The sequence below is a fragment of the Cupriavidus sp. GW823-FHT06D04 genome (assembly GCF_058795055.1).
Genome location: NZ_JBXAHL010000002.1, coordinates 215,543 through 236,244 on the forward strand (window position 1 = coordinate 215,543; position 20,702 = coordinate 236,244).

Below are 20,702 nucleotides of genomic sequence, written 5' to 3' on the forward strand. Positions count from 1 at the left end.
AATCGCTTGCGGGCACGCCCTGAAACGGAGCTTCAAAACCTGGCACGTCCCTTGCGGACGAATCCCTCCGAGATCACGATCCACGGAGAGATTCCATGCCTCATTTCCACGCTGCGCCAGTGTCCCCCGGTGTTTGTGCCGCTGCCGCCGGGAACACTGACAATGCCGGCACGCGCGCGGCCCGCATCACGGCACGGCGCCGCCTGCTGAAGCTCGGCGTGATGATCGGCACCAGCCTGGTGCTGTCAACACAATTCACCGGCGCGGCCCACGCGCAGGCTGCACCAACCAAGGTCCGCTTCCAGCTCGACTGGCGCTTCGAAGGGCCGGCGGCGCTGTTCCTGCTAGGCGAGCAGAAGGGCTACTACAAGGCCGAGAAGCTCGATGTCTCGATCGACGCCGGCAACGGCTCGGGCAACGTGGTCAACCGCGTGGCCTCGGGCACGTACGACATGGGCTTCGCCGACATGTCGTCGGTGATGGAGTTCTACGGCAACAACCCCGACGCCAAGAACAAGCCGGTGGCCGTGATGATGGTCTACAACAACACGCCCGCGGCCGTCCTGGCGCTGAAGAAGTCCGGCATCCGCGCGCCGAAGGACCTCGCCGGCAAGCGCATGGGCGCGCCGGTGTTCGACGCCGGCCGCCGCGCCTTCCCGATCTTCGCCAAGGCCAACGGCCTGCAGCCGTCCTCGTTCAACTGGCAGGCGATGGACCCGACGCTGCGCGAGACCATGCTCACGCGCGGCGACCTCGATGCCATCACCGGGTTCTCGTTCACCTCGATCCTGAACCTGAACGCGCGCGGCGTGAAGGATGAAGACATGGTGGTGCTGCCGTACCCGCAGTTCGGCGTGAAGCTGTACGGCAACGCGGTGATCGCCTCCGAGGAGTTCATTAAGAAGAACCCCGAGGCGGTGAAGGCCTTCCTGCGCGCCTTCAGCAAGTCGGCGCGCGACGTGATCGCGCGGCCGGAAGAGGGCATCAAGGCGGTCAAGGCGCGCGACGGCATCATCGACGAAAAGCTGGAAGTGCGCCGGCTCAAGCTTGCGCTGGACAGCGTGGTCAAGTCGCCGGACGCGAAGGCCGAGGGTTTCGGGCGCATCAGCAAGCCGCGCCTGTCGCTGATGGCCTCGCAGGTGGCCGATGCCTTCGGCACCAAGGGCCGCATCGACCCCGATGCGCTGTGGACCGACGCGTTCCTGCCCAGCGCGGCCGAACTGGATGTGCTGCGATGATGACGTGCCAGGCTGCCTTCATGCCCGCGTCCGGCGGCAGTGCCGCGCCCGCCGCGCCCGCGGCCGCTGAACCCTTTGTCGATTTCAACCGGGTCTGGCTGGCCTATAACGACGAGCTGGCGCACAAGGGCGAGTTCGCGGTCGAGGACATCTCACTGCAGGTGGCGCCGGGTGAGTTCATTGCCATCGTCGGCCCGTCCGGCTGCGGCAAGTCCACCTTCATGAAGCTGGCGACGGGGCTCAAGCCGGCCACGCGCGGCATCGTGAAAATCGCCGGCCAGAAGGTGACCGGCCCGCTCAAGCAGGTCGGCATGGCCTTCCAGGCGCCCACGCTGCTGCCGTGGCGCACCACGCTGGACAACGTGATGCTGCCGCTGGAGATCGTCGAGCCGTATCGCTCCACCCTGCGCGCACGTCGCGACGAGTACATCGAGCGCGCCCGCAAGCTGCTGCATACGGTGGGCCTGGCCGGCTACGAGGACAAATACCCGTGGCAGCTGTCCGGCGGCATGCAGCAGCGCGCCTCGATCTGCCGCGCGCTGATCCACGAGCCGCGCATGCTGCTGCTGGACGAGCCCTTCGGCGCGCTCGACGCCTTTACCCGCGAGGAGCTCTGGTGCGTGCTGCGCGACCTGTGGCAGGCGCAGCGCTTCAACGTGATCCTGGTCACGCACGACCTGCGCGAGGCCGTGTTCCTGGCCGACACCGTCTACGTGATGAGCCAGCGCCCGGGCCGCATCCTGATGCGCAAGGAGATTGACCTGCCGCGCCCGCGCGACCTGGAACTGACCTATACCGAGCCCTTTGCCGACCTGGTGCACGTGTTGCGCGAAAAGATCGGCCATGTGCGGCAACACTAAGGCAACCCAACGATGATGACTCTGACTTCCGCGCAAGAGCGCCGCGTGCAGCGCGTGGCGCCCTGGCTGCTGCTGGCCGCGGTGCTGCTGCTGTGGCAGGGCGCGTGCATGGCCTTCGGCGTGTCCGACTTCATCCTGCCGACGCCGTCGGCGATCGTGGCCTCGCTGGTGGAATATGCCGGCGTGATCGCCGGCCATGCGTGGCGCACCTTCTGGACCACCATGGTGGGCTTCGGCGTGGCCATCGCCGTGGGCGTGCTGCTGGGGCTGGCAATGGGCTCGTCGCGGCTGCTCTATGCCGCCAGCTATCCGCTGATGACGGCCTTCAACGCGCTGCCCAAGGCCGCCTTCGTGCCGATCCTGGTGGTGTGGTTCGGCTTGGGCGCCGGCCCGGCGATCCTGACCGCGTTCCTGATCTCGTTCTTCCCGATCATGGTCAATATCGCCACCGGGCTGGCCACGCTGGAGCCGGAGCTGGAAGACGTGCTGCGCGTGCTGGGCGCCAAACGGCGCGACGTGCTGTTCAAGGTCGGGCTGCCGCGCGCGATGCCGTATTTCTTCGCCTCGCTGAAGGTGGCGATCACGCTGGCCTTTGTCGGCACCACGGTGTCGGAGATGAACGCCGCCAACGAAGGCATCGGCTACCTGCTGGTGTCGGCCGGCTCGGCCATGAAGATGCCGCTGGCCTTTGCCGGGCTGGTGGTAATCGCGGTGATGGCGATGGCGATGTACGAGCTGTTTGCGGTGGTCGAGAAGCGCATGACGGGCTGGGCACATCGCGGCTGACGGCTTGCTGCCGGGCAGGTGACACGTAGGTGACGGACAGCCCGGCGCGGGTGGATAATCCGCGTCATGGAAATCAAATGGCTTGAAGACTTCGTCAGCTTGGCCGAGACGCACAGCTTCTCGCGCTCGGCCGAACTGCGCCACGTCACGCAGCCCGCGTTCTCGCGCCGCATCCAGTCGCTGGAGGCGTGGGTCGGCACCGAGCTGATCGACCGCTCGAGCTACCCCACCAGCCTGACCCCGGCCGGCAAGGTGTTCTACGAGCAGGCGCTGGCCATGCTGGCGCAGGTCAGCGAGACCCGCGCGCTGATGCGCGGCCAGCGCTCGGCCAACGCCCAGGTGCTGGAGTTCGCGGTGCCGCATACGCTGTCGCTGACCTTCTTCCCGGAATGGCTCAAGGCGCTGGAGCGCAGGATCGGCACGCTGCCGTGCCGGCTGCGCGCGCTCAACGTCCACGACGCGGTGCTGATGCTGGTGGAGGGCGGCTGCGACCTGGTGATGGTCTACCACCATGCGCGCCAAGCGATCCAGCTGGATCCAGCCCGGTACGACATGCTGGTGCTTGGTACCGAGCGGCTGTCGCCCTACAGCGTGCCGGACGCCGCCGGCAAGCCGCAGTTCCGGCTGCCCGGCACTGACAAGAAGCCGGTGCCCTTCCTCAGCTACACGCCCAACGCCTTCCTCGGCCGCATGGTCGACCTGCTGCTGGCCGACACCTCCGAGGCGCTCAAGCTCGACAAATGCTACGAGACCGACATGGCCGAGGCGCTCAAGGTGATGGCGCTGGCCGGCCACGGCATGGCCTTCCTGCCCGAAAGCGCGGTGCGCGAGGACGTGGCCGCGGGCCGGCTGGTGCGGGCCGAGTCGGCGCGCGGGCTGCCGCTGTCGATCGACATGGAAATCCGGCTGTACCGCGAGCGCCCGGGCGAGAACGGCAACGAACGCCGCGCCGGGGCACGGCGCAAGCGCCAGCTGGTCGATCAGGTGTGGTCGACCTTGTCAGCGGCCCAGTCCGCCCAGCCGGCCGGTGCCCCGGTTTCCGCCAGATGACAAGGTTATGCAGGTTTTGCATGACCGGATGAGCAAACGGCATTGGATTCGGGCGGGGCGCCACCCCTAAGCTTGCGGGCATTCTTCACACCGGAACCAACCGATGTCTTCCGCAGCACCGACCAATATTGCTGGCCAAAAGCACGCACTCCCGTCTTACCTCAATGCCGACAATCTCGGCCCCTGGGGCATCTACCTGCAGCAGGTCGACCGTGTCACGCCTTACCTGGGCTCGCTGGCACGCTGGGTCGAAACCCTCAAGCGCCCCAAGCGCGCGATGATCGTCGACGTTCCCATCGAACTGGATAACGGCACCATTGCCCATTTCGAGGGCTATCGCGTGCAGCACAACCTGTCGCGCGGCCCGGGCAAGGGCGGCGTGCGCTTCCACCAGGACGTGACCCTGTCCGAGGTGATGGCGCTGTCGGCCTGGATGTCGGTGAAGAATGCCGCGGTCAACGTGCCCTACGGCGGTGCCAAGGGCGGCATCCGCGTCGATCCGCGCACGCTCTCGCACGCCGAACTGGAACGCCTGACGCGCCGCTACACCAGCGAAATCAACATCATCATCGGGCCGAGCAAGGATATTCCGGCGCCGGACGTGAACACCAACGCCCAGGTCATGGCCTGGATGATGGACACGTACTCGATGAACTCCGGCAGCACGGCCACCGGCGTGGTGACCGGCAAGCCGATCTCGCTGGGCGGCTCGCTCGGCCGTCACGAAGCCACCGGCCGCGGCGTGTTCGTGGTCGGCTCCGAAGCCGCGCGCAATATCGGCCTGGAAATCAAGGGCGCGCGCGTGGCTGTGCAGGGCTTCGGCAACGTGGGTGCCGTGGCCGCCAAGCTGTTCCATGAGGCCGGCGCCAAGGTGGTGGCGGTGCAGGACCACCGCACCACGCTGTTCGACCCGGCCGGCCTGGACGTGCCGGCGATGATGGAATACGCCTCGCACAGCGGCACCATCGAAGGCTTCCGCGGCGAAGTCCTGCGTACCGCGCAGTTCTGGGAAGTCGACTGCGACATCCTGATCCCGGCCGCGCTGGAAGGCCAGATCACGGCCGAGAACGCGCCGCAGATAAAGGCCCGCCTGGTGATCGAGGGCGCCAACGGCCCGACCACCCCGGAAGCGGACGACATCCTGCGCGAGCGCAATATCCTGGTGGCCCCGGACGTGATCGCCAACGCTGGCGGCGTGACCGTGTCCTACTTCGAATGGGTGCAGGATTTCTCGAGCTTCTTCTGGACCGAGGAAGAGATCAACCAGCGCCTGGTACGGATCATGCAAGAAGCCTTCCGGGCAATCTGGCAAGTGGCACAGGACAACAAGGTGACCCTGCGCACGGCGGCGTTTATCGTGGCCTGTACGCGGATCCTGCAGGCGCGCGAGATGCGCGGCCTGTATCCCTGATCGGCAGGGCACAGGAAAGCCGGGACGAGGCACTGCCATGGTGCAACGCAGCAATCGTCCCGGCGCCCCTGGTCATGACCGCCAGACGCGGTCTCCGGCTAGCGCCGGAGACCGCGTTGTCGTATCCGGATGCCGTGCGCAGTGATTGCCCTGAAGTGGGCTTCTAGGAGAAAACCCAGTTGTATTGCGGCGGATGCTGCGCAATACTGTTTCATCAGTGGGGGTTTTGTCTCTAGAATCCCGCTTTCTCTTCATGGTCAAGGAGATGTTATGAATTTTGCCAAGTTGGCTGCCCTGATGATTGCCGCGGGCGTGATGTGCGGGACGGCACAGGCAGCTGAACAACTGACGGGCACGCTGAAGAAGATCAAGGACACCGGCGTCATCACGCTGGGCGTGCGCGAGTCGTCGATTCCGTTCAACTACAACCTGGGCGGCGTGCGGCAAGTCGGCTATTCCTACGATATCAACATGAAGATCGTGGAAGCCATCAAGGACCAGCTGAAGCTGCCGAACCTGCAGGTCAAGGAAATCCCGATCACCTCGCAGAACCGCATCACGCTGCTGCAGAACGGCACCATCGACATCGAGTGCGGCTCCACCACCAACAACCTGGAACGCCAGAAGCAGGTTGCGTTCACCAACTCCATCTTCATCATCGGCACGCGCATCATGGTGAAGAAGGATGCCGGCATCAAGGACTGGGCCGACCTGAAGGGCAAGAACATCGTCACCACCGCCGGCACCACGTCGGAGCGCCTGCTGCGCAAGATGAACGATGACCAGAAGCTGGGCATGAACATCATCAGCACCAAGGACCACGGCCAGTCGTTCCTGACGCTGGAATCGGGCCGCGCGGTCGCGTTCATGATGGACGACGCGCTGCTGTACGGCGAGCGTGCCAAGGCGAAGAACCCGGCCGACTGGATCGTGGTGGGCAAGCCGCAATCGCGCGAGTCCTATGGCTGCATGATCCGCAAGGACGATCCGCAGTTCAAGAAGCTGTCCGATACCGTGATCACCGGCATGATGAAGGACGGTTCGGTCAACACCCTGTACACCAAGTGGTTCATGCAACCGGTGCCGCCGAAGGGCCTCAACCTGGACTTCCCGCTGTCTGAAGACATGAAGGCGCTGATCAAGGCGCCGAACGACAAGGCGCTGGACTGACCTGCCGTTGACAGCAGTGTGAAACGGAAGGCATGTCCTTCCGTTTCTTTTTGAGGACGCAACATGAACTACAACTGGCATTGGGGAGTCTTCCTCGAACAGGCCGCCCAGAACGAGACCTACCTGGACTGGATGATCTCGGGCCTGAAGGTGACGCTCGCGCTGGGGCTCTCGTCCTGGGTCATCGCCCTGGTCATCGGCTCGGTGCTCGGCGTGCTGCGCACCGTGCCCAACAAGTGGCTGGCGGGCATCGCCGCCACCTATGTGGAAATCTTCCGCAACATCCCGCTGCTGGTGCAGCTGTTCATCTGGTATTTCGTCGCGCCCGAGCTGCTGCCCGGCGGCGAGGCGATCAAGCAGATGAACCCGTTCGCGCAGCAGTTCCTGGCCGCCATGCTGTGCCTGGGCACCTTCACCGCCGCGCGGGTCTGCGAGCAGGTGCGCTCGGGCATCAACTCGCTGGCGCGCGGGCAGATGAACGCCGGCCTGGCGATGGGCTTCACGCTGCCGCAGACGTACCGCCACGTGCTGCTGCCGATGGCGTTCCGCGTGATCGTGCCGCCGCTGACTTCCGAGTTCCTGAACATCTTCAAGAACTCGGCGGTGGCGTCGACCATCGGCCTGCTGGAACTGGCGGCGCAGGGCCGGCAACTGGTGGACTACACCGCGCGCCCGTATGAATCGTTCATCGCGGTCACGCTGATGTACGCGCTGATCAACGTGACGGTGATGCTGATCATGCGCTGGGTGGAAGCCCGCACGCGCGTGCCCGGCTTCATCGGCGGCAAGTAAGGGGGCGCCATGGCTTATTCCTTCGATTTCACCTCCATCACCCCTGCCACGCTTCATGTCCTGGGTGAGGGCATGATGGTCTCTCTCAAGATCACCGTCACCGCGGTGGTGGTGGGCATTGTCTGGGGCACCATCCTGGCGATGATGCGGCTGTCGTCGTTCAAGCTGCTGAACTGGTTTGCGCAGGGGTATGTGACCATCTTCCGTTCCATCCCGCTGGTGATGGTGCTGCTGTGGTTCTTCCTGATCATCCCGCAGGTGCTGCAGAACCTGTTCAACCTGTCGCCGGCGACCGACCTGCGCATGACGTCCGCGCTGGTGGCCTTTGCGCTGTTCGAGGCCGCGTACTACTCGGAAATCATCCGCGCGGGCATCCAGAGCGTGTCGCGCGGGCAGATGTTCGCGGCGCAGGCGATGGGCATGACCTATGGCCAGTCGATGCGGCTGGTGATCCTGCCGCAGGCGTTCCGCAACATGGTGCCGCTGCTCCTGACGCAAGGGATCATCCTGTTCCAGGATACGTCGCTGGTCTACGTCAGCGCGCTGGCCGACTTCTTTGGCCAGGCCTATGGCGTCGGCGAACGTGACGGCCGCATCGTCGAGATGCTGCTGTTCGCCGGCCTGGTGTACTTCGTTATCTGCTTCTCCGCTTCGCTGCTGGTCAAGCGTTACCAGAAAAAGGTGGCTGTATGATCGAAATCAACAATGTCTCCAAGTGGTACGGTGCCTTCCAGGTGCTGACCGACTGCACCACCAAGGTCGCCAAGGGTGAAGTGGTGGTGGTGTGCGGCCCGTCCGGGTCGGGCAAGTCCACGCTGATCAAGACCGTCAATGCGCTTGAGCCGTTCCAGAAGGGCGATATCCTGGTCGACGGCACCTCGGTGGGCAATCCCAAGACCAACCTGCCCAAGCTGCGTTCGCGCGTGGGCATGGTGTTCCAGAACTTCGAGCTGTTCCCGCACCTGTCGATCACCGAGAACCTGACCATCGCGCAGATGAAGGTGCTCGGCCGCTCAAAGGAAGAGGCGCTGGCCAAGGGCCTGAAGTACCTGGACCGCGTGGGCCTGAAGAGCCAGGCGGAGAAGTACCCCGGTCAGCTGTCGGGCGGCCAGCAGCAGCGCGTGGCGATTGCGCGCGCGCTGTCGATGGATCCGATCTGCATGCTGTTCGACGAACCGACTTCGGCGCTGGACCCGGAGATGGTCAACGAAGTGCTGGACGTGATGGTGCAGCTGGCCCAGGAAGGCATGACCATGATGTGCGTGACCCACGAAATGGGCTTCGCGCGCAAGGTGGCCAACCGCGTGATCTTCATGGACCAGGGCAAGATCGTCGAGGACTGCGAGAAGGAGGAGTTCTTCGGCAATATCGAACACCGCTCCGAGCGCGCGCGCCAGTTCCTGTCGAAGATTTTGCATCACTGATCGGCCTGGCAGGGCAAGCAAGAAGGGACGCCTCGGCGTCCCTTTTTTTTCGTTCTGATGTCTCAGGTGCAGGTCGTGTTGGCCGCGTTCTTCGCCTGCACTTCCGGCGGGATCGGCACCGTCAGCGTCATGGTCGGGCGCCCGTCCTCGAACATGATCAGCTCGCCCGGGGCGAAGCGGGTCCAGGTCTCGTTGTCGGTCAGCGGCTGGGTGGCGATCACCGCCACGCGGTCGTCCGGCGTGGTGACCTGGGCGAAGTCGATCGACAGGTCGGCATCGATCAGGTGCGCGGTCGAGAACGGCCACTGCCGCACGATGTAGTACAGGTGCGTGGAGCAATGCGCGAACTGGGCCTGGCCGTTGCACAGCAGGTAGTTGAACACGCCGTGCAGCGTGATCTCGCGGGTGATGTCGGCCAGCGCATGGCACAACTCGTTCAGCGGCGGCTGCGAACCCGGGAAGCGCTTGCGCAGGCCCTGCATTAGCGTGCAGAAGGCCAGTTCGCTGTCGGTGTCGCCCACCGGCTGGTAGACGCCGGACAGGAACGGGGTGAAGCCCTTCAGGTCGCCGTTATGGGCAAAGATCCAGTGGCGGCCCCACAGTTCGCGCATGAAGGGGTGGCAGTTCTCCAGCAGCACGGTGCCTTGCGTGGCCTTGCGGATATGCGAGATGACGTTCTTGGACTTGATCGGGTAGCGCTTGATCAGGTCTGCCACCGGCGAGGTGCCGGCGGACTGGTTGTCGATAAACAGGCGGCAGGCCTTGTCCTCGAAGAAGGCGACACCGAAGCCGTCGGCGTGATGGTCGGTCAGGCCACCGCGCGCGGCAAAGCCGGTGAAGGAGAACGTCACGTCGGTCGGCGTGGCGCAGTTCATGCCTAGCAGCTGGCACATATCGGGGCACCGGTCGGCAGCGGGCTGCCGCTTTGCAATAGAATGCAGACATTATCCCGCGCACCCGGGCCGCTGCCAAGCAGCGTCGGCCGGGCCGCGCGCGGCGACCGGCCATCCTGCACGTATCTCCCCAATAACCATGCGCCAATACAAGATCGCCGTGATTCCCGGAGACGGAATCGGCACGGAAGTCATGCCCGAGGGCATCCGCGTGATGGACGCCGCGGCGCGGCGCTTCGGCATCGACTTCCAGTGGGACCACTTCGACTTTTCCAGCTGCGACTACTACGCCCGCCACGGCAAGATGCTGCCGGACGACTGGTTCGACACGCTGGTCAAGTACGACGCCATCTACTTCGGCGCGGTGGGCTGGCCTGATGCCGTGCCTGACCACGTCTCGCTGTGGGGCTCGCTGCTGCAGTTCCGGCGCTCGTTCGACCAGTACGTGAACCTGCGCCCGGTGCGGCTGATGCCCGGCATCAGGAGCCCGCTGGCCGGCCGCAAGCCTGGCGATATCGATTTTTATGTGGTGCGCGAGAACACCGAGGGTGAATACTCCAGCATCGGCGGGCGCATGTTTCCGGGCACCGAGCGCGAGATCGTGGTGCAGGAAACCGTGATGAGCCGCACCGGCGTCGACCGCATTCTGAAGTTTGCCTTCGAGCTGGCGCAGAAGCGGCCCAGGAAGCACCTGACATCGGCGACCAAGTCCAATGGCATCTCGATCACCATGCCGTACTGGGACGAGCGCGTCGAGGCGATGGCGGCCAGCTACCCCGGCATCAAGGTCGATAAGTACCACATCGACATCCTGACCGCGCATTTCGTCCAGCATCCGGACTGGTTCGACGTGGTGGTGGCCAGCAACCTGTTCGGCGACATCCTGTCCGACCTGGGGCCGGCCTGCACTGGCACCATCGGCATCGCGCCGTCGGGCAATATCAACCCGGACCGCACCTTCCCCAGCCTGTTCGAGCCGGTGCACGGCTCGGCCCCGGATATTGCCGGGCGCGGCGTGGCCAACCCGATCGGCCAGATCTGGTGCGGCGCCATGATGCTGGAGCACCTGGGCCATGAAGCCGCCGGCGCTGCCGTGCTGGGTGCGATCGAGAAGGTGCTGGCCGCGGGCCCCGAACACGCGCCGCTGACGCGCGACATCGGCGGCAAGGCCGGCACGGCCGACCTGGGCCAGGCTATCGCGGAGGCGCTGTGAGCACGGCGGGCGCGGGCGAGCCGCGCGTACTCCTGCTGGACAGCTTCCACGCCGCCGTGGCGGCCGCCGATCCGCTGCAGATCGTAGCGCAGCACCTGCCGCCCCCGCACGCGGGCGGCCGCACGCTGGTGGTGGGCGCGGGCAAGGCCGCGGCGTCGATGGCCGCGGCGGTCGAGCGTGCCTATGCGGGCAAGGCCACGCTGGAAGGGCTGGTGGTCACGCGCTACGCCCACGGGCTGCCGACCGACCATATCCGCGTTATCGAGGCCGGCCACCCCGTGCCCGACGAGGCCGGCGAGCAGGCCGCCGCCGATATCCTGGCCAGCGTGCAGTCGCTGACGCCGCAGGACCGGCTGCTGGTGCTGGTGTCGGGCGGCGGCTCCAGCCTGCTGTCGCTGCCGGCCGAAGGCATCCCCATGGCTGACCTTAAGGCCACCACCCGGGAACTGCTGCGCTGTGGCGCGCCGATCACCGAGATGAATATCGTGCGCAAGCATGTCTCGCGCATCCAGGGCGGGCGGCTGGCGCAGGCAAGCCGTGCGCCGGTGACCACGCTGATCGTCTCGGACGTGGCCGGCGACGATCCCAGCGCGATCGCCTCGGGCCCGACCGTGGCCGACCCGAGCACCTTTGCCGATGCGCTGGAGATCCTGCGCCGCTGGGGCGCGCAGGTGCCGGCCAGCGTGCAGGCCCACCTGGAGCGCGGCGCCCGCGGCGAGGTGTCGGAGACGCCCAAGCCGGGCGACGCGCTGTTCGCCCAGGTCGACAACCGCATGATCGCCACCGCCCATGGCAGCCTGCAGGCGGCTGCGGCGCTGTTCCGCGAACGCGGCATCACGCCGGTGGTGCTGGGCGATACCGTGACCGGCGAAGCGCGCGAAGTGGCCCGCGTCTACGCTGCGCTGGTGCGCGAGATTCGCGCGTACAATGCGCCGTTCGCCGCGCCCGTGGTGCTGATTTCCGGAGGTGAGTGCACGGTCACTTTGCCTGCCGGCGGTGGCGCCGCAAAGGCACGGGGCGGGCGTTGCTCCGAATTCCTGCTGTCGCTGGCGGTCGAGCTTGACGGCATGCCTGGCGTGCACGCGATCGCGGCCGACACCGACGGCATCGACGGTTCGGAGGACAATGCCGGTGCGCTGGCCGATCCGACCACGCTGGCGCGTGCCGCGGCCGCCGGCCTGCCGGGACTGCGCCAGCTGGACGCGCACGACGCCTGGGGCCTGTTCGATGCCATCGGCGACCTGGTGGTCACCGGCCCGACGCGCACCAATGTGAACGACTACCGCGCCATCCTGATTCTCTGATTTCGACGAACGCCAGCCGCCGCCGCGGCAGGCCCAAGCTAGCCATGACCCAGAAGCTCACCATCACCCGCCCGGACGACTGGCACCTGCACCTGCGCGACGGCGCGGCCCTGGCCGCCGTGCTGCCCGACACCGCGCGCCAGTTCGCACGCGCCATCATCATGCCCAACCTGAAGCCGCCCGTGACCACGGTGGCGCAGGCGCAGGCCTACCGTGCCCGCATCCTGGCGGCGCTGCCGGCCGGCCTGCAGTTCGAGCCGCTGATGACGCTGTACCTGACCGACAACACCACGGCCGAAGAAATCGCCGCGGCCAAGGCCAGCGGCTTCGTGCACGGCGTCAAGCTGTACCCGGCCGGCGCCACCACCAACAGCGACGCCGGCGTGACCGATATCCGCCGCTGCTACCCGGCGCTGGAAGCGATGCAGCGCGCGGGCCTGCCGCTGCTGGTGCACGGCGAGGTGACCGACCCCAGCATCGACATCTTCGATCGCGAAGCCGTCTTTATCGACCGCGTGATGACGCCGCTGCGCCGCGACATGCCCGAGCTGAAGGTGGTGTTCGAGCACATCACCACCAAGGACGCGGCCGAATACGTGCGCGACGCCAGCGGCCCGGTGGGCGCCACCATCACCGCGCACCACCTGCTCTACAACCGCAACGCCATCTTCACCGGCGGTATCCGCCCGCACTACTACTGCCTGCCGGTGCTCAAGCGCGAGACCCATCGCGAGGCCCTGGTGGCGGCCGCGGTCTCGGGCAGCCCGCGCTTCTTCCTGGGCACCGACAGCGCGCCGCACGCGCGCGGGCTGAAGGAACACGCCTGCGGCTGCGCCGGCTGCTATACCGCGCTGCATGCGATGGAGCTGTATGCCGAGGCCTTCGACGCCGCCGGCGCGCTGGACAAGCTGGAAGCCTTTGCCAGCTTCAACGGTCCGGCCTTCTACGGCCTGCCGCGTAACACCGGTACCCTGACGCTGGAGCGAGAGGACTGGGAACTGCCGGCCGAGCTGCCCTATGGCGACACCACGCTGGTGCCGCTGCGCGGCGGCGAGACGCTGCGCTGGAAGGCCCGCTAAACCCTGCTGGGGCCTTGGCCATGCAGGTGCCCGCGGCCGACGAGCCTTTCGTCGCCGCGCTGGCCGGGATCGACTGGTCCCGGCCGTGGTTCCAGCCGTTTGCGGCGCGGGGTGCCGCGCTCGCTGCGGCGGTGCAGGGCGGCGCCGATTTGCGCGCGCTGCTAAACGCGTATGCAGCGCAACTTCGCCTGCGCAACGCCCGCGGCCTGCCGCTGCGTTTTATCGCCCAGCATGCCTTGCCCGAAGGCAGCGCCTATGAGGCGCATATCCATGCCACGGGCGAGATCCCGACCCGCGACAATCTCCACGATTTCTTCAACGCGCTGACCTGGCTGCATTTCCCGCGGGGCAAGCGCGTGCTCAACCAGATCCAGGCCGAGGTCATCGCGCGCGAAGGCGTGCAGACCACGCGCGGCGGCGTGCGCGATGCGGCGACCCTGTTCGACGAGAATGCGGTGCTCTTTGTCAGCGCCGATCAGGGCTTGGTGGATGCGCTCAAGGGGTTTGCGTGGCAGCGGCTGTTGGTCGAATCCAGGCCGGCGTGGGGCAGGGCCTGCACGGTGGTGCCGTTCGGCCACGCGCTGCTCGAAAAGCTGGTGCAGCCGTACAAGTCGGTCACTGCGCATGCGTGGGTGCTGCCACTGGCGCCGCAGCAGGCGGCAGGCCCATCGCTGGACGCCATGCTGGCGCAATCCCTTGCCGCTGCGGCCCAGGCTGGCGCGCTGCGCGGCGGGCGCAGTTTTGCGCCGCTGCCGGTGCTGGGCATCCCGGGCTGGTGCGACGATAATGCCGAACCTGGCTTCTACGCCGATACCGCGGTGTTCCGCCCGGGACGGCGCGCCGGCTGAAGGCGCCGCCAATCGGTGTTAGACTGCGGGCCGCAAAGCAGGCCAGGCAACCGCTGCCTGCACCGCAAGGTGCAGGGGGAGGAAAGTCCGGACTCCACAGGGCAGGGTGTTGGCTAACAGCCATCCACGGCAACGTGCGGAATAGGGCCACAGAGACGAGTCTTGCCGCCGGGTTCGCCCGGCGGGAAGGGTGAAACGCGGTAACCTCCACCTGGAGCAATCCCAAATAGGCAGGCGATGAAGCGGCCCGCTGAGCCTGCGGGTAGGGAGCTGGAGCCGGCTGGTAACAGCCGGCCTAGAGGAATGGTTGTCACGCACCGTTTGCCGCAAGGCGGGCGGGGCGCACAGAATCCGGCTTATCGGCCTGCTTTGCTTCTTCTTATGGCATGACCCGGCGCCACCACGGTGTACCGGGTCTGCATCTTCCCTTCAGGCTTCGACGATTTCCAGCGTGTGCGTGATCTCGGCCGTCTTGGCCAGCATGATCGACGCCGAGCAGTACTTTTCGTGCGACAGCTTGATGGCACGCTCGACCGTGGCGGGGTTGAGATTCTTGCCGGTCACCACAAAATGGAAGTTGATGCGGGTGAAGACCTTGGGGTCCTCGCCGGCGCGCTCGGCCTGCAGCTGGACGCTGCAGCCGGAAACGTCCTGGCGGCCGCGCTTGAGGATCAGCACCACGTCATAGGCGGTGCAGCCGCCCGTGCCGAGCAGCACCATCTCCATCGGCCGCGGTGCCAGGTTGTGGCCGCCGCCCTCAGGCGCGCCGTCCATCGCCACGATATGGCCGCTGCCGGTCTGGGCCACGAAGCTCATGCCGTCCGCGCCCATCCATGTCACTTTGCATTCCATTTTGTTCGTTCCTGTCGTTTATATTGTGTGTTCCCGATCACAAACGCATGATCTCGAATCTTGCAATTCTCAGTATATGGCATCGTCAAGCTTGGGCTTCTGACGCCCATACCCGTATGAAATCTGAGGGTTTCCTCTAGTATGACAGTTCAATGACATAGCTGGATGTTGCATAAGTCATTGATTTTGAATTGAAATTACCTCTCTGGCGCGTCACGTCTTTCTTTCCGTAATACGAAATGGCATTTCGCAGTGCAAATTTCCCTTGCACTGGGGAAAACCCCATGTATAATTTGAATCATTGAACGACGGCACCGACAGCGCGCCAGAGTGCGAAAGCGAAGCCCCCAGCTCGCCGCACCGCCCGCCAGTCCCTCCGTCGATCTCCCAGTGTCTCCTCCACCCTCCTCCTTTGGTGGATTCAAACCCAAGCTCAACAGCTTGGGTTTTTTTTCGCCCCTGCTCCCTGGTGCACCGTGCATGACAAAGTGCGCGAGGCTGCCCTGGCAGTGCGCGAGGCTGCCCTGGCTTGGCCCCGCCATGGCGGCGACCTTGACGAAAAGATCAGTCTTTGCTTGTGCGGTTCCGGCAGCCACCAGTATAATGGAAGGCTTTCCGTCATACCCGCGGAAGAAAGAGCAGGACCAGGCCAGCCTTCACGGGCCAGCCACAAGACTTGCAGGGGCGAGTACAAGCCTTCGCGAGTCGGATTTCGGGTACGAACTAATAGTCAGGAAAAATCATGAAGACCTTTTCCGCCAAGCCTCATGAGGTAAAGCGCGACTGGTACGTGATTGACGCGACGGACAAAGTCCTCGGCCGTGTCGCCAGCGAAGTGGCACGCCGTCTGCGCGGCAAGCACAAGCCGGAATTCACTCCGCACGTCGACACGGGTGATTACATCATCATCGTCAATGCAGCAAAGCTGCGTGTCACGGGTACCAAGGAAACGGACAAGAAGTACTATCGCCATTCGGGCTACCCGGGCGGTATCTACGAAACGACGTTCGGCAAGATGCAGCAGCGTTTCCCGGGCCGTGCCCTGGAAAAGGCTGTCAAGGGCATGCTGCCGAAGGGTCCGCTGGGCTACGCGATGATCAAGAAGCTGAAGGTTTACGCCGAAGCCGAGCATCCGCATGAAGCGCAGCAGCCCAAGGCGCTGGAAATCTAAGGAGGCCAATCCATGATCGGTAACTGGAATTACGGTACTGGCCGCCGCAAGAGCGCTGTGGCTCGTGTCTTCATCAAGTCGGGCAAGGGCGATATCATCGTCAACGGCAAGCCCATCAAAGAGTATTTCGCTCGCGAAACCTCGCTGATGATCGTGCGCCAGCCCCTGGAACTGACCGCTCACGCTGAAACGTTCGACATCAAGGTCAACGTGACCGGCGGTGGCGAAACCGGCCAGGCCGGCGCAGTGCGCCACGGCATCACCCGCGCCCTGATCGACTACGATGCGACCCTGAAGTCGGCCCTGTCGAAGGCTGGCTACGTCACGCGCGATGCACGTGAAGTCGAGCGTAAGAAGGTCGGCTTCCACAAGGCGCGTCGTCGCAAGCAGTTCTCGAAGCGCTGATGCGTTTTCGCAGGTCCGGTACTGCCGGATCTTGCGAGACCAAAAAAACCGCACGCTGGCCGTGCGGTTTTTTTTCGCCTGCAGGGTACGGAAATACTCTGGCCTGCCGAAAAAGCGATTGGGCAGCCATACTTTTGTGGGGTATGGGCTGCGCGCGGCTACAATCACGCCCTGTCGCCATCGGCAAGTGCTGCTTGCCGGCGCGAATGCGCCACGGCCGGAGGGTTCGGCACGAACGAGAGAGGAGTGAGAGTGATGCTGTTTTCGAAAAAGAAGGGCCTTTCGATCGATACGCTGATCGGCGAAGACACCGCTATCGACGGCGACCTGGTCTTTGCCGGCGGCCTGCGCCTGGACGGCCGCGTGCGCGGCAACGTCACCGCGGCGCCGGGCAAGCCGAGCATGCTGGTGGTCAGCGAAAAAGGCATGGTCGAGGGCGAGATCAGCGTCGGCCACCTGGTGCTCAACGGCACTGTCAAGGGTCCGGTGCAGGCCACCGACCTGCTCGAACTGCAGCCGCATGCCCGCGTGCTGGGCGACGTGCGCTATGCGGCGCTGGAAATGCACCAGGGCGCGCTGGTCGAAGGCCGCCTGATGCCGCTGGTGCAAGGCGAGATCAAGGCGCTGCCGAACCTGCTCGAGGCGGCGCCGGCGGCTGAAGTGACGGAAGCGGCGGACGAGGCTGCCGCCACGGACCGCGCAGTGCCCGCTGGCGACGCGCATCCCACTGAAAAAGCCGCCTGAGCGGCACCCGCCATGCCGGGAACCCCCTTGAAAACACAGGGTTTCGGCACGATCTTCCAGTAGCGCTTAGAATACAGGCGTATATAAACAGGAGAACACCCCATGAACGCAGTCGCAGAGGCACCCGTTACCGAGGACGTGCCGGCACCGTTCGTCTTTACCGACAGCGCCGCCGACAAGGTCAAGCAGTTGATCGAGGAAGAGGGCAATGCCGAGCTGAAACTGCGCGTGTTCGTGCAGGGCGGCGGCTGCTCCGGCTTCCAGTATGGCTTCACCTTCGATGAGGAAGTCAACGAAGACGACACCACCATGGTCAAGAACGGCGTCACGCTGCTGATCGACTCGATGAGCTACCAGTACCTGGTCGGCGCCGAGATCGATTACAAGGAAGACATCAACGGCGCGCAGTTCGTAATCAAGAACCCGAATGCCTCGACCACCTGCGGTTGCGGCTCGTCGTTCTCGGTCTGACCGACACCGGTCCCAAAAAAACGCACCTTCGGGTGCGTTTTTTCTTTTCCGCGATGACTTACCGGGCGGCGCGCCAGACCACGGGAAACCAATCTTCGCGCATGCGCTCGCCGGTCTGCTGATCGATGCCGGGGAAGGGCGGCGAGGGGCGCCCGGGCCGCTGCATGAAGCGCACGTCGTCGCCCAGGAAACGCGCCGAGAACGCGCGCCGGCGCCCGCTGCCGGTATTGCCGGCAGCGCCGTGCACGGTACGGAAGTCGAACACCACGGCATCGCCCGGCTCCAGTTCCGGTGTGAGCAGGGTGTAGCTACCGTCTTCCACGTCCGGCATCTCCATGAAGGCGTCGTCACCTCCATAGAAGTTCTCGTTGCTGGCCCAGCGCTTGGGCCGCACCAGCCGCGGCCAGCGGTGCGAGCCGGCCACCACGCGCAGGGTATTGGCCTGCGTCACCGGATCCAGCGGGATCCAGTAGCTCGCGGTCTGGGTGCCGTCGACACAGTAGTAGGGCAGGTCCTGGTGCCACGGCGTGGGCTTGGCCGTGCCGGGCTCCTTGACCAGGATGTGTTCGTGGAACACCTGCACCGCCTGCGACTGCATGATGCGCCCGGCAATGGCAGCCGCCGGCGACTGGCGGATAAAGTCATCGAACGGCGTAATGCGCTGCCAGTTGCAGTAGTCCTCGAAGAAGCGCCCGCTTTCGCCGGGCCGTACGTTCTCGATGGCAAAGGGGCCGGGCTCGGCCAGGTTCTGCGCAAAGCCGTCGCGCAGCCGTTCGACCCAGTCGGTGAAGGCGCCGCGCAGTACCAGCACGCCGTCGCGCTGGTAGGTGTCGATCTGTTCCTGGGTGATGTTCATGGCGATGTTGTGTGGGGGCGATGTGCCCAGTATCGCCATGCGTTGGGGATAGGAAAAGCATATATTTCCTATGTTGCGATATAGGAAATCATGATCCCCTTCTCTTTCCGCCAGCTCGAATACTTTGTCGCCGCAGCCGAGCACGGCAGCATCAGCGCGGCGGCTCGGGCGCGCCATGTGTCGCAGCCGTCTGTCTCCACCGCGATCGCGCAGCTGGAAGACACCCTGGGCGAGCCTCTCTTCAGTCGCCAGGTCAGCCGTGGGTTGTCCCTGACGCCCGCCGGGCAGCGCCTGCTGGGGCGGGCACGAGACATCCTCGCGCTGGCGGCCGGCCTCACCGTGGACGACGCCACCGGCCGGGGGTTGACCGGCCAGCTCTCGCTGACCTGCTTCCAGGATCTCGGGCCGTATTTTGTGCCACGTCTGCTGGCGGGGCTGCGCCGGCACCATCCGGGCATCTCGGTGACCTTGTTCGAGGCCGACCTGGCGACCGTCCACCGCACGCTGCAGGCGGGCAAGGCCGAACTGGCGCTGACCTATGAACTGGGGCTCGATGCCCGCACCGAGCGCCGCACGCTGGCGGAACTGGCACCCTATGCGCTGCTGCCCGCCGGCCATCCGCTGGCAAGCGGCACCGATGTGAGCCTGGCCGACCTGGCAGGCGAACGGCTGATCCTCGAGGACATCCCGCAGACGCGCGAGTACTTCCTGTCGCTGTTCTGGGCGCATGGCCTGCACCCGGTGTTGCACCAGTACACGCAGACCTTCGAGATGCAGCGCGGACTGGTGGCGCACGGCTATGGCGTGGCGCTGTCGTGCACGCGCCCGGCCGGCGACCATAGCTACGACGGCGTGCCGATCGCCTGCCTGCCGCTGCGCGAGCCGGTGACGCCGCAGCGCGTGGTGCTGGCGCGCTCGCCGGCCATGCGGGCCTCGCCGCTGGCGCAGGCGTTCATGGATTGGGTGGAAGCGGGCGGCGCGATGCGCCTGCCCTAGCGCTTAGCGCGGATAGATTGCGCCCAGCACGCGCGGCCCGGCGGCGCCGGTCACGGTGGGCACGTTGCCGGGCTGGCGCAGCAGGCACTGGCGTGCCAGCCAGGCAAAGGCGATGGCTTCGACCTGCGACACCGGCACGCCGTAGTCTTCCGAGGTCTCGATGGCCACGCCGGGCAATGCCTGCACCAGCCGTGCCATCACGAACGCATTGCGGGCGCCGCCGCCGCAGACAATCAGGCGGCGCGCATCGGGCGCGTGGGTGCGCACGTCGCGCCCGATGGCCTCAGCCGTCAGCGCGGCCAGCGTCGCCTGCACATCGGCAGGTGCGAGGTGCTGGAACGAGGCGAGACGGGCTTCGAGCCAGCCCGGATGGAACAGGTCGCGCCCGGTGCTCTTGGGCGGCGCTGCGCTGAAGTAGGGCTCATCCAGGCACTGCGCCAGCAGTGCGGCGTCGACACGCCCGCTCGCGGCCCAGTCGCCGTTGCTGTCAAAGGGAAGCCCGCGGTGGCGGCCGATCCAGTAGTCGAGCAGCGCATTGCCCGGGCCGCAGTCGAAGCCGCTGACGGCGCCGCCCGCCGCGGGCAGGATGCTGATATTGGAGATGCCCCCGATATTGCAGGCAACGCGGGTTTCGGCGTCGCTGCCGAACAGCGCATGGTGCAGCGCCGGCACCAGCGGCGCGCCCTGGCCGCCGGCGGCGAGGTCGCGGCTGCGGAAGTCCGCCACCACGTCGATGCCGGCCAGCTCGGCCAGACGCGCCGGATGCTGGCTCTGGCGGGTGTAGCCGATGCCGTCATACAGGCCCGGCCGGTGGCGGATGGTCTGGCCGTGGGCGCCGATCGCGGCCACTGCGGCCGCGTCGACCTGTGCCTCGCCCAGCAGTGCGGCCACGCAGTCGGCGTAGACCTGCGCCAGCGCATTGGCTGCCAGCGCCTCGCGATGGATCTCGTCCTCGCCCGGTTGCTGCAGGGCAGAGAATGCCGCGCGCAGCGTGTCGGGGAAGGGCTGGCTGGCGGCCGCCAGCACGGCGGGCCGCGCGCCGCTGAAATCCACCAGCACCGCGTCGGCACCGTCCATGCTGGTGCCGGACATGATGCCGATATAGCGTTCGCTGCCAGGCACGGGCTGGGTCACGATGG

Annotated in this window: 22 protein-coding genes and 1 other RNA gene; 19 read left to right on the forward strand and 4 right to left on the reverse strand. The window is 65.8% G+C overall.

Annotated elements, in window-relative coordinates:
• The first annotated feature begins 95 nt into the window (after positions 1-95).
• The 9 genes from AC1Q7H_RS04680 (at position 96) to AC1Q7H_RS04720 (ending at position 8,731) form a co-directional block, all read left to right on the forward strand.
• Positions 96-1,238, forward strand: coding sequence for an ABC transporter substrate-binding protein (locus AC1Q7H_RS04680; RefSeq protein WP_211980710.1), 1,143 nt, complete (start codon positions 96-98; stop codon positions 1,236-1,238).
• Positions 1,235-2,098, forward strand: coding sequence for an ABC transporter ATP-binding protein (locus AC1Q7H_RS04685; RefSeq protein ID WP_492380999.1), 864 nt, complete (start codon positions 1,235-1,237; stop codon positions 2,096-2,098). The genes AC1Q7H_RS04680 and AC1Q7H_RS04685 overlap by 4 nt, the downstream gene beginning before the upstream one ends.
• A 12-nt stretch (positions 2,099-2,110) precedes the next feature.
• Positions 2,111-2,884 carry an ABC transporter permease gene (locus tag AC1Q7H_RS04690; RefSeq protein WP_013955557.1) on the forward strand — a complete coding sequence of 258 codons (774 nt, stop codon included), beginning with the start codon at positions 2,111-2,113 and terminating at the stop codon, positions 2,882-2,884.
• Positions 2,885-2,950: 66 nt separating this feature from the next.
• Complete coding sequence (locus tag AC1Q7H_RS04695; RefSeq protein ID WP_013955558.1) at positions 2,951-3,934, forward strand: LysR substrate-binding domain-containing protein; 984 nt, start codon at positions 2,951-2,953, stop codon at positions 3,932-3,934.
• Between the two features lie 103 nt (positions 3,935-4,037).
• Positions 4,038-5,345, forward strand: coding sequence for a Glu/Leu/Phe/Val family dehydrogenase (locus tag AC1Q7H_RS04700; RefSeq protein WP_013955559.1), 1,308 nt, complete (start codon positions 4,038-4,040; stop codon positions 5,343-5,345).
• 270 nt (positions 5,346-5,615) lie between these two features.
• Positions 5,616-6,515, forward strand: coding sequence for a glutamate/aspartate ABC transporter substrate-binding protein (locus tag AC1Q7H_RS04705; protein WP_013955560.1), 900 nt, complete (start codon positions 5,616-5,618; stop codon positions 6,513-6,515).
• Positions 6,516-6,578: 63 nt separating this feature from the next.
• Positions 6,579-7,307 carry an amino acid ABC transporter permease gene (locus AC1Q7H_RS04710; protein WP_013955561.1) on the forward strand — a complete coding sequence of 243 codons (729 nt, stop codon included), beginning with the start codon at positions 6,579-6,581 and terminating at the stop codon, positions 7,305-7,307.
• Positions 7,308-7,316: 9 nt separating this feature from the next.
• Positions 7,317-8,000, forward strand: a complete 684-nt coding sequence (gene gltK, locus AC1Q7H_RS04715) for a glutamate/aspartate ABC transporter permease GltK (RefSeq protein ID WP_211980712.1) — start codon at positions 7,317-7,319, stop codon at positions 7,998-8,000.
• Entirely contained in the window at positions 7,997-8,731 is a 735-nt protein-coding gene (locus AC1Q7H_RS04720; RefSeq protein ID WP_013955563.1) for an amino acid ABC transporter ATP-binding protein, read from the forward strand. Before gltK ends, AC1Q7H_RS04720 begins: the two co-directional genes overlap by 4 nt.
• 62 nt (positions 8,732-8,793) lie before the next feature.
• On the opposite strand, the gene AC1Q7H_RS04725 is transcribed toward AC1Q7H_RS04720, so the two are convergent.
• Positions 8,794-9,624 (reverse strand): class II glutamine amidotransferase, encoded by an 831-nt coding sequence (locus AC1Q7H_RS04725; protein WP_013955564.1) that lies wholly within the window; start codon positions 9,622-9,624, stop codon positions 8,794-8,796.
• Positions 9,625-9,763: 139 nt separating this feature from the next.
• Between AC1Q7H_RS04725 and AC1Q7H_RS04730 the strand changes: the two genes are divergently transcribed.
• The 5 genes from AC1Q7H_RS04730 (at position 9,764) to rnpB (ending at position 14,443) form a co-directional block, all read left to right on the forward strand.
• Positions 9,764-10,837: a tartrate dehydrogenase gene (locus AC1Q7H_RS04730; protein ID WP_013955565.1), complete on the forward strand. Its 1,074-nt coding sequence runs from the start codon at positions 9,764-9,766 to the stop codon at positions 10,835-10,837.
• Entirely contained in the window at positions 10,834-12,141 is a 1,308-nt protein-coding gene (locus tag AC1Q7H_RS04735) for a glycerate kinase type-2 family protein (RefSeq protein WP_211980713.1), read from the forward strand. The genes AC1Q7H_RS04730 and AC1Q7H_RS04735 overlap by 4 nt, the downstream gene beginning before the upstream one ends.
• Positions 12,142-12,185: 44 nt before the next feature.
• On the forward strand, positions 12,186-13,220 hold the full coding sequence (gene pyrC, locus AC1Q7H_RS04740) for a dihydroorotase (RefSeq protein WP_011614536.1): 1,035 nt from the start codon (positions 12,186-12,188) through the stop codon (positions 13,218-13,220).
• A gap of 20 nt (positions 13,221-13,240) precedes the next feature.
• Complete coding sequence (locus AC1Q7H_RS04745) at positions 13,241-14,068, forward strand: DUF3025 domain-containing protein (RefSeq protein WP_211980714.1); 828 nt, start codon at positions 13,241-13,243, stop codon at positions 14,066-14,068.
• Positions 14,069-14,102: 34 nt separating this feature from the next.
• Positions 14,103-14,443: RNase P RNA component class A (rnpB, locus tag AC1Q7H_RS04750), an RNA gene on the forward strand.
• A 54-nt stretch (positions 14,444-14,497) separates the two neighbouring features.
• On the opposite strand, the gene AC1Q7H_RS04755 is transcribed toward rnpB, so the two are convergent.
• Positions 14,498-14,920: an OsmC family protein gene (locus tag AC1Q7H_RS04755; protein ID WP_013955568.1), complete on the reverse strand. Its 423-nt coding sequence runs from the start codon at positions 14,918-14,920 to the stop codon at positions 14,498-14,500.
• A 742-nt stretch (positions 14,921-15,662) separates the two neighbouring features.
• On the opposite strand from AC1Q7H_RS04755, the gene rplM reads away from it, so the two are divergent.
• The 4 genes from rplM to erpA all read left to right on the forward strand — a co-directional run bounded on the left by rplM (position 15,663) and on the right by erpA (position 17,711).
• Positions 15,663-16,091: a 50S ribosomal protein L13 gene (gene rplM, locus AC1Q7H_RS04760; RefSeq protein ID WP_010813907.1), complete on the forward strand. Its 429-nt coding sequence runs from the start codon at positions 15,663-15,665 to the stop codon at positions 16,089-16,091.
• 12 nt (positions 16,092-16,103) lie between these two features.
• Positions 16,104-16,496 (forward strand): 30S ribosomal protein S9, encoded by a 393-nt coding sequence (gene rpsI / locus AC1Q7H_RS04765; RefSeq protein ID WP_010813906.1) that lies wholly within the window; start codon positions 16,104-16,106, stop codon positions 16,494-16,496.
• Positions 16,497-16,751: 255 nt separating this feature from the next.
• Positions 16,752-17,240 carry a bactofilin family protein gene (locus tag AC1Q7H_RS04770; RefSeq protein WP_013955569.1) on the forward strand — a complete coding sequence of 163 codons (489 nt, stop codon included), beginning with the start codon at positions 16,752-16,754 and terminating at the stop codon, positions 17,238-17,240.
• Positions 17,241-17,342: 102 nt separating this feature from the next.
• Positions 17,343-17,711 (forward strand): iron-sulfur cluster insertion protein ErpA, encoded by a 369-nt coding sequence (gene erpA, locus AC1Q7H_RS04775; protein ID WP_010813904.1) that lies wholly within the window; start codon positions 17,343-17,345, stop codon positions 17,709-17,711.
• 58 nt (positions 17,712-17,769) lie between these two features.
• On the opposite strand, the gene AC1Q7H_RS04780 is transcribed toward erpA, so the two are convergent.
• Complete coding sequence (locus tag AC1Q7H_RS04780; protein WP_211980715.1) at positions 17,770-18,567, reverse strand: phytanoyl-CoA dioxygenase family protein; 798 nt, start codon at positions 18,565-18,567, stop codon at positions 17,770-17,772.
• Positions 18,568-18,657: 90 nt separating this feature from the next.
• On the opposite strand from AC1Q7H_RS04780, the gene AC1Q7H_RS04785 reads away from it, so the two are divergent.
• Positions 18,658-19,563, forward strand: a complete 906-nt coding sequence (locus tag AC1Q7H_RS04785) for a LysR family transcriptional regulator (RefSeq protein WP_211980716.1) — start codon at positions 18,658-18,660, stop codon at positions 19,561-19,563.
• A 3-nt stretch (positions 19,564-19,566) separates the two neighbouring features.
• On the opposite strand, the gene AC1Q7H_RS04790 is transcribed toward AC1Q7H_RS04785, so the two are convergent.
• A complete protein-coding gene (locus AC1Q7H_RS04790; RefSeq protein WP_211982108.1) occupies positions 19,567-20,697 on the reverse strand; it encodes an anhydro-N-acetylmuramic acid kinase in 1,131 nt (376 codons plus the stop codon).
• Positions 20,698-20,702: the final 5 nt, after the last annotated feature.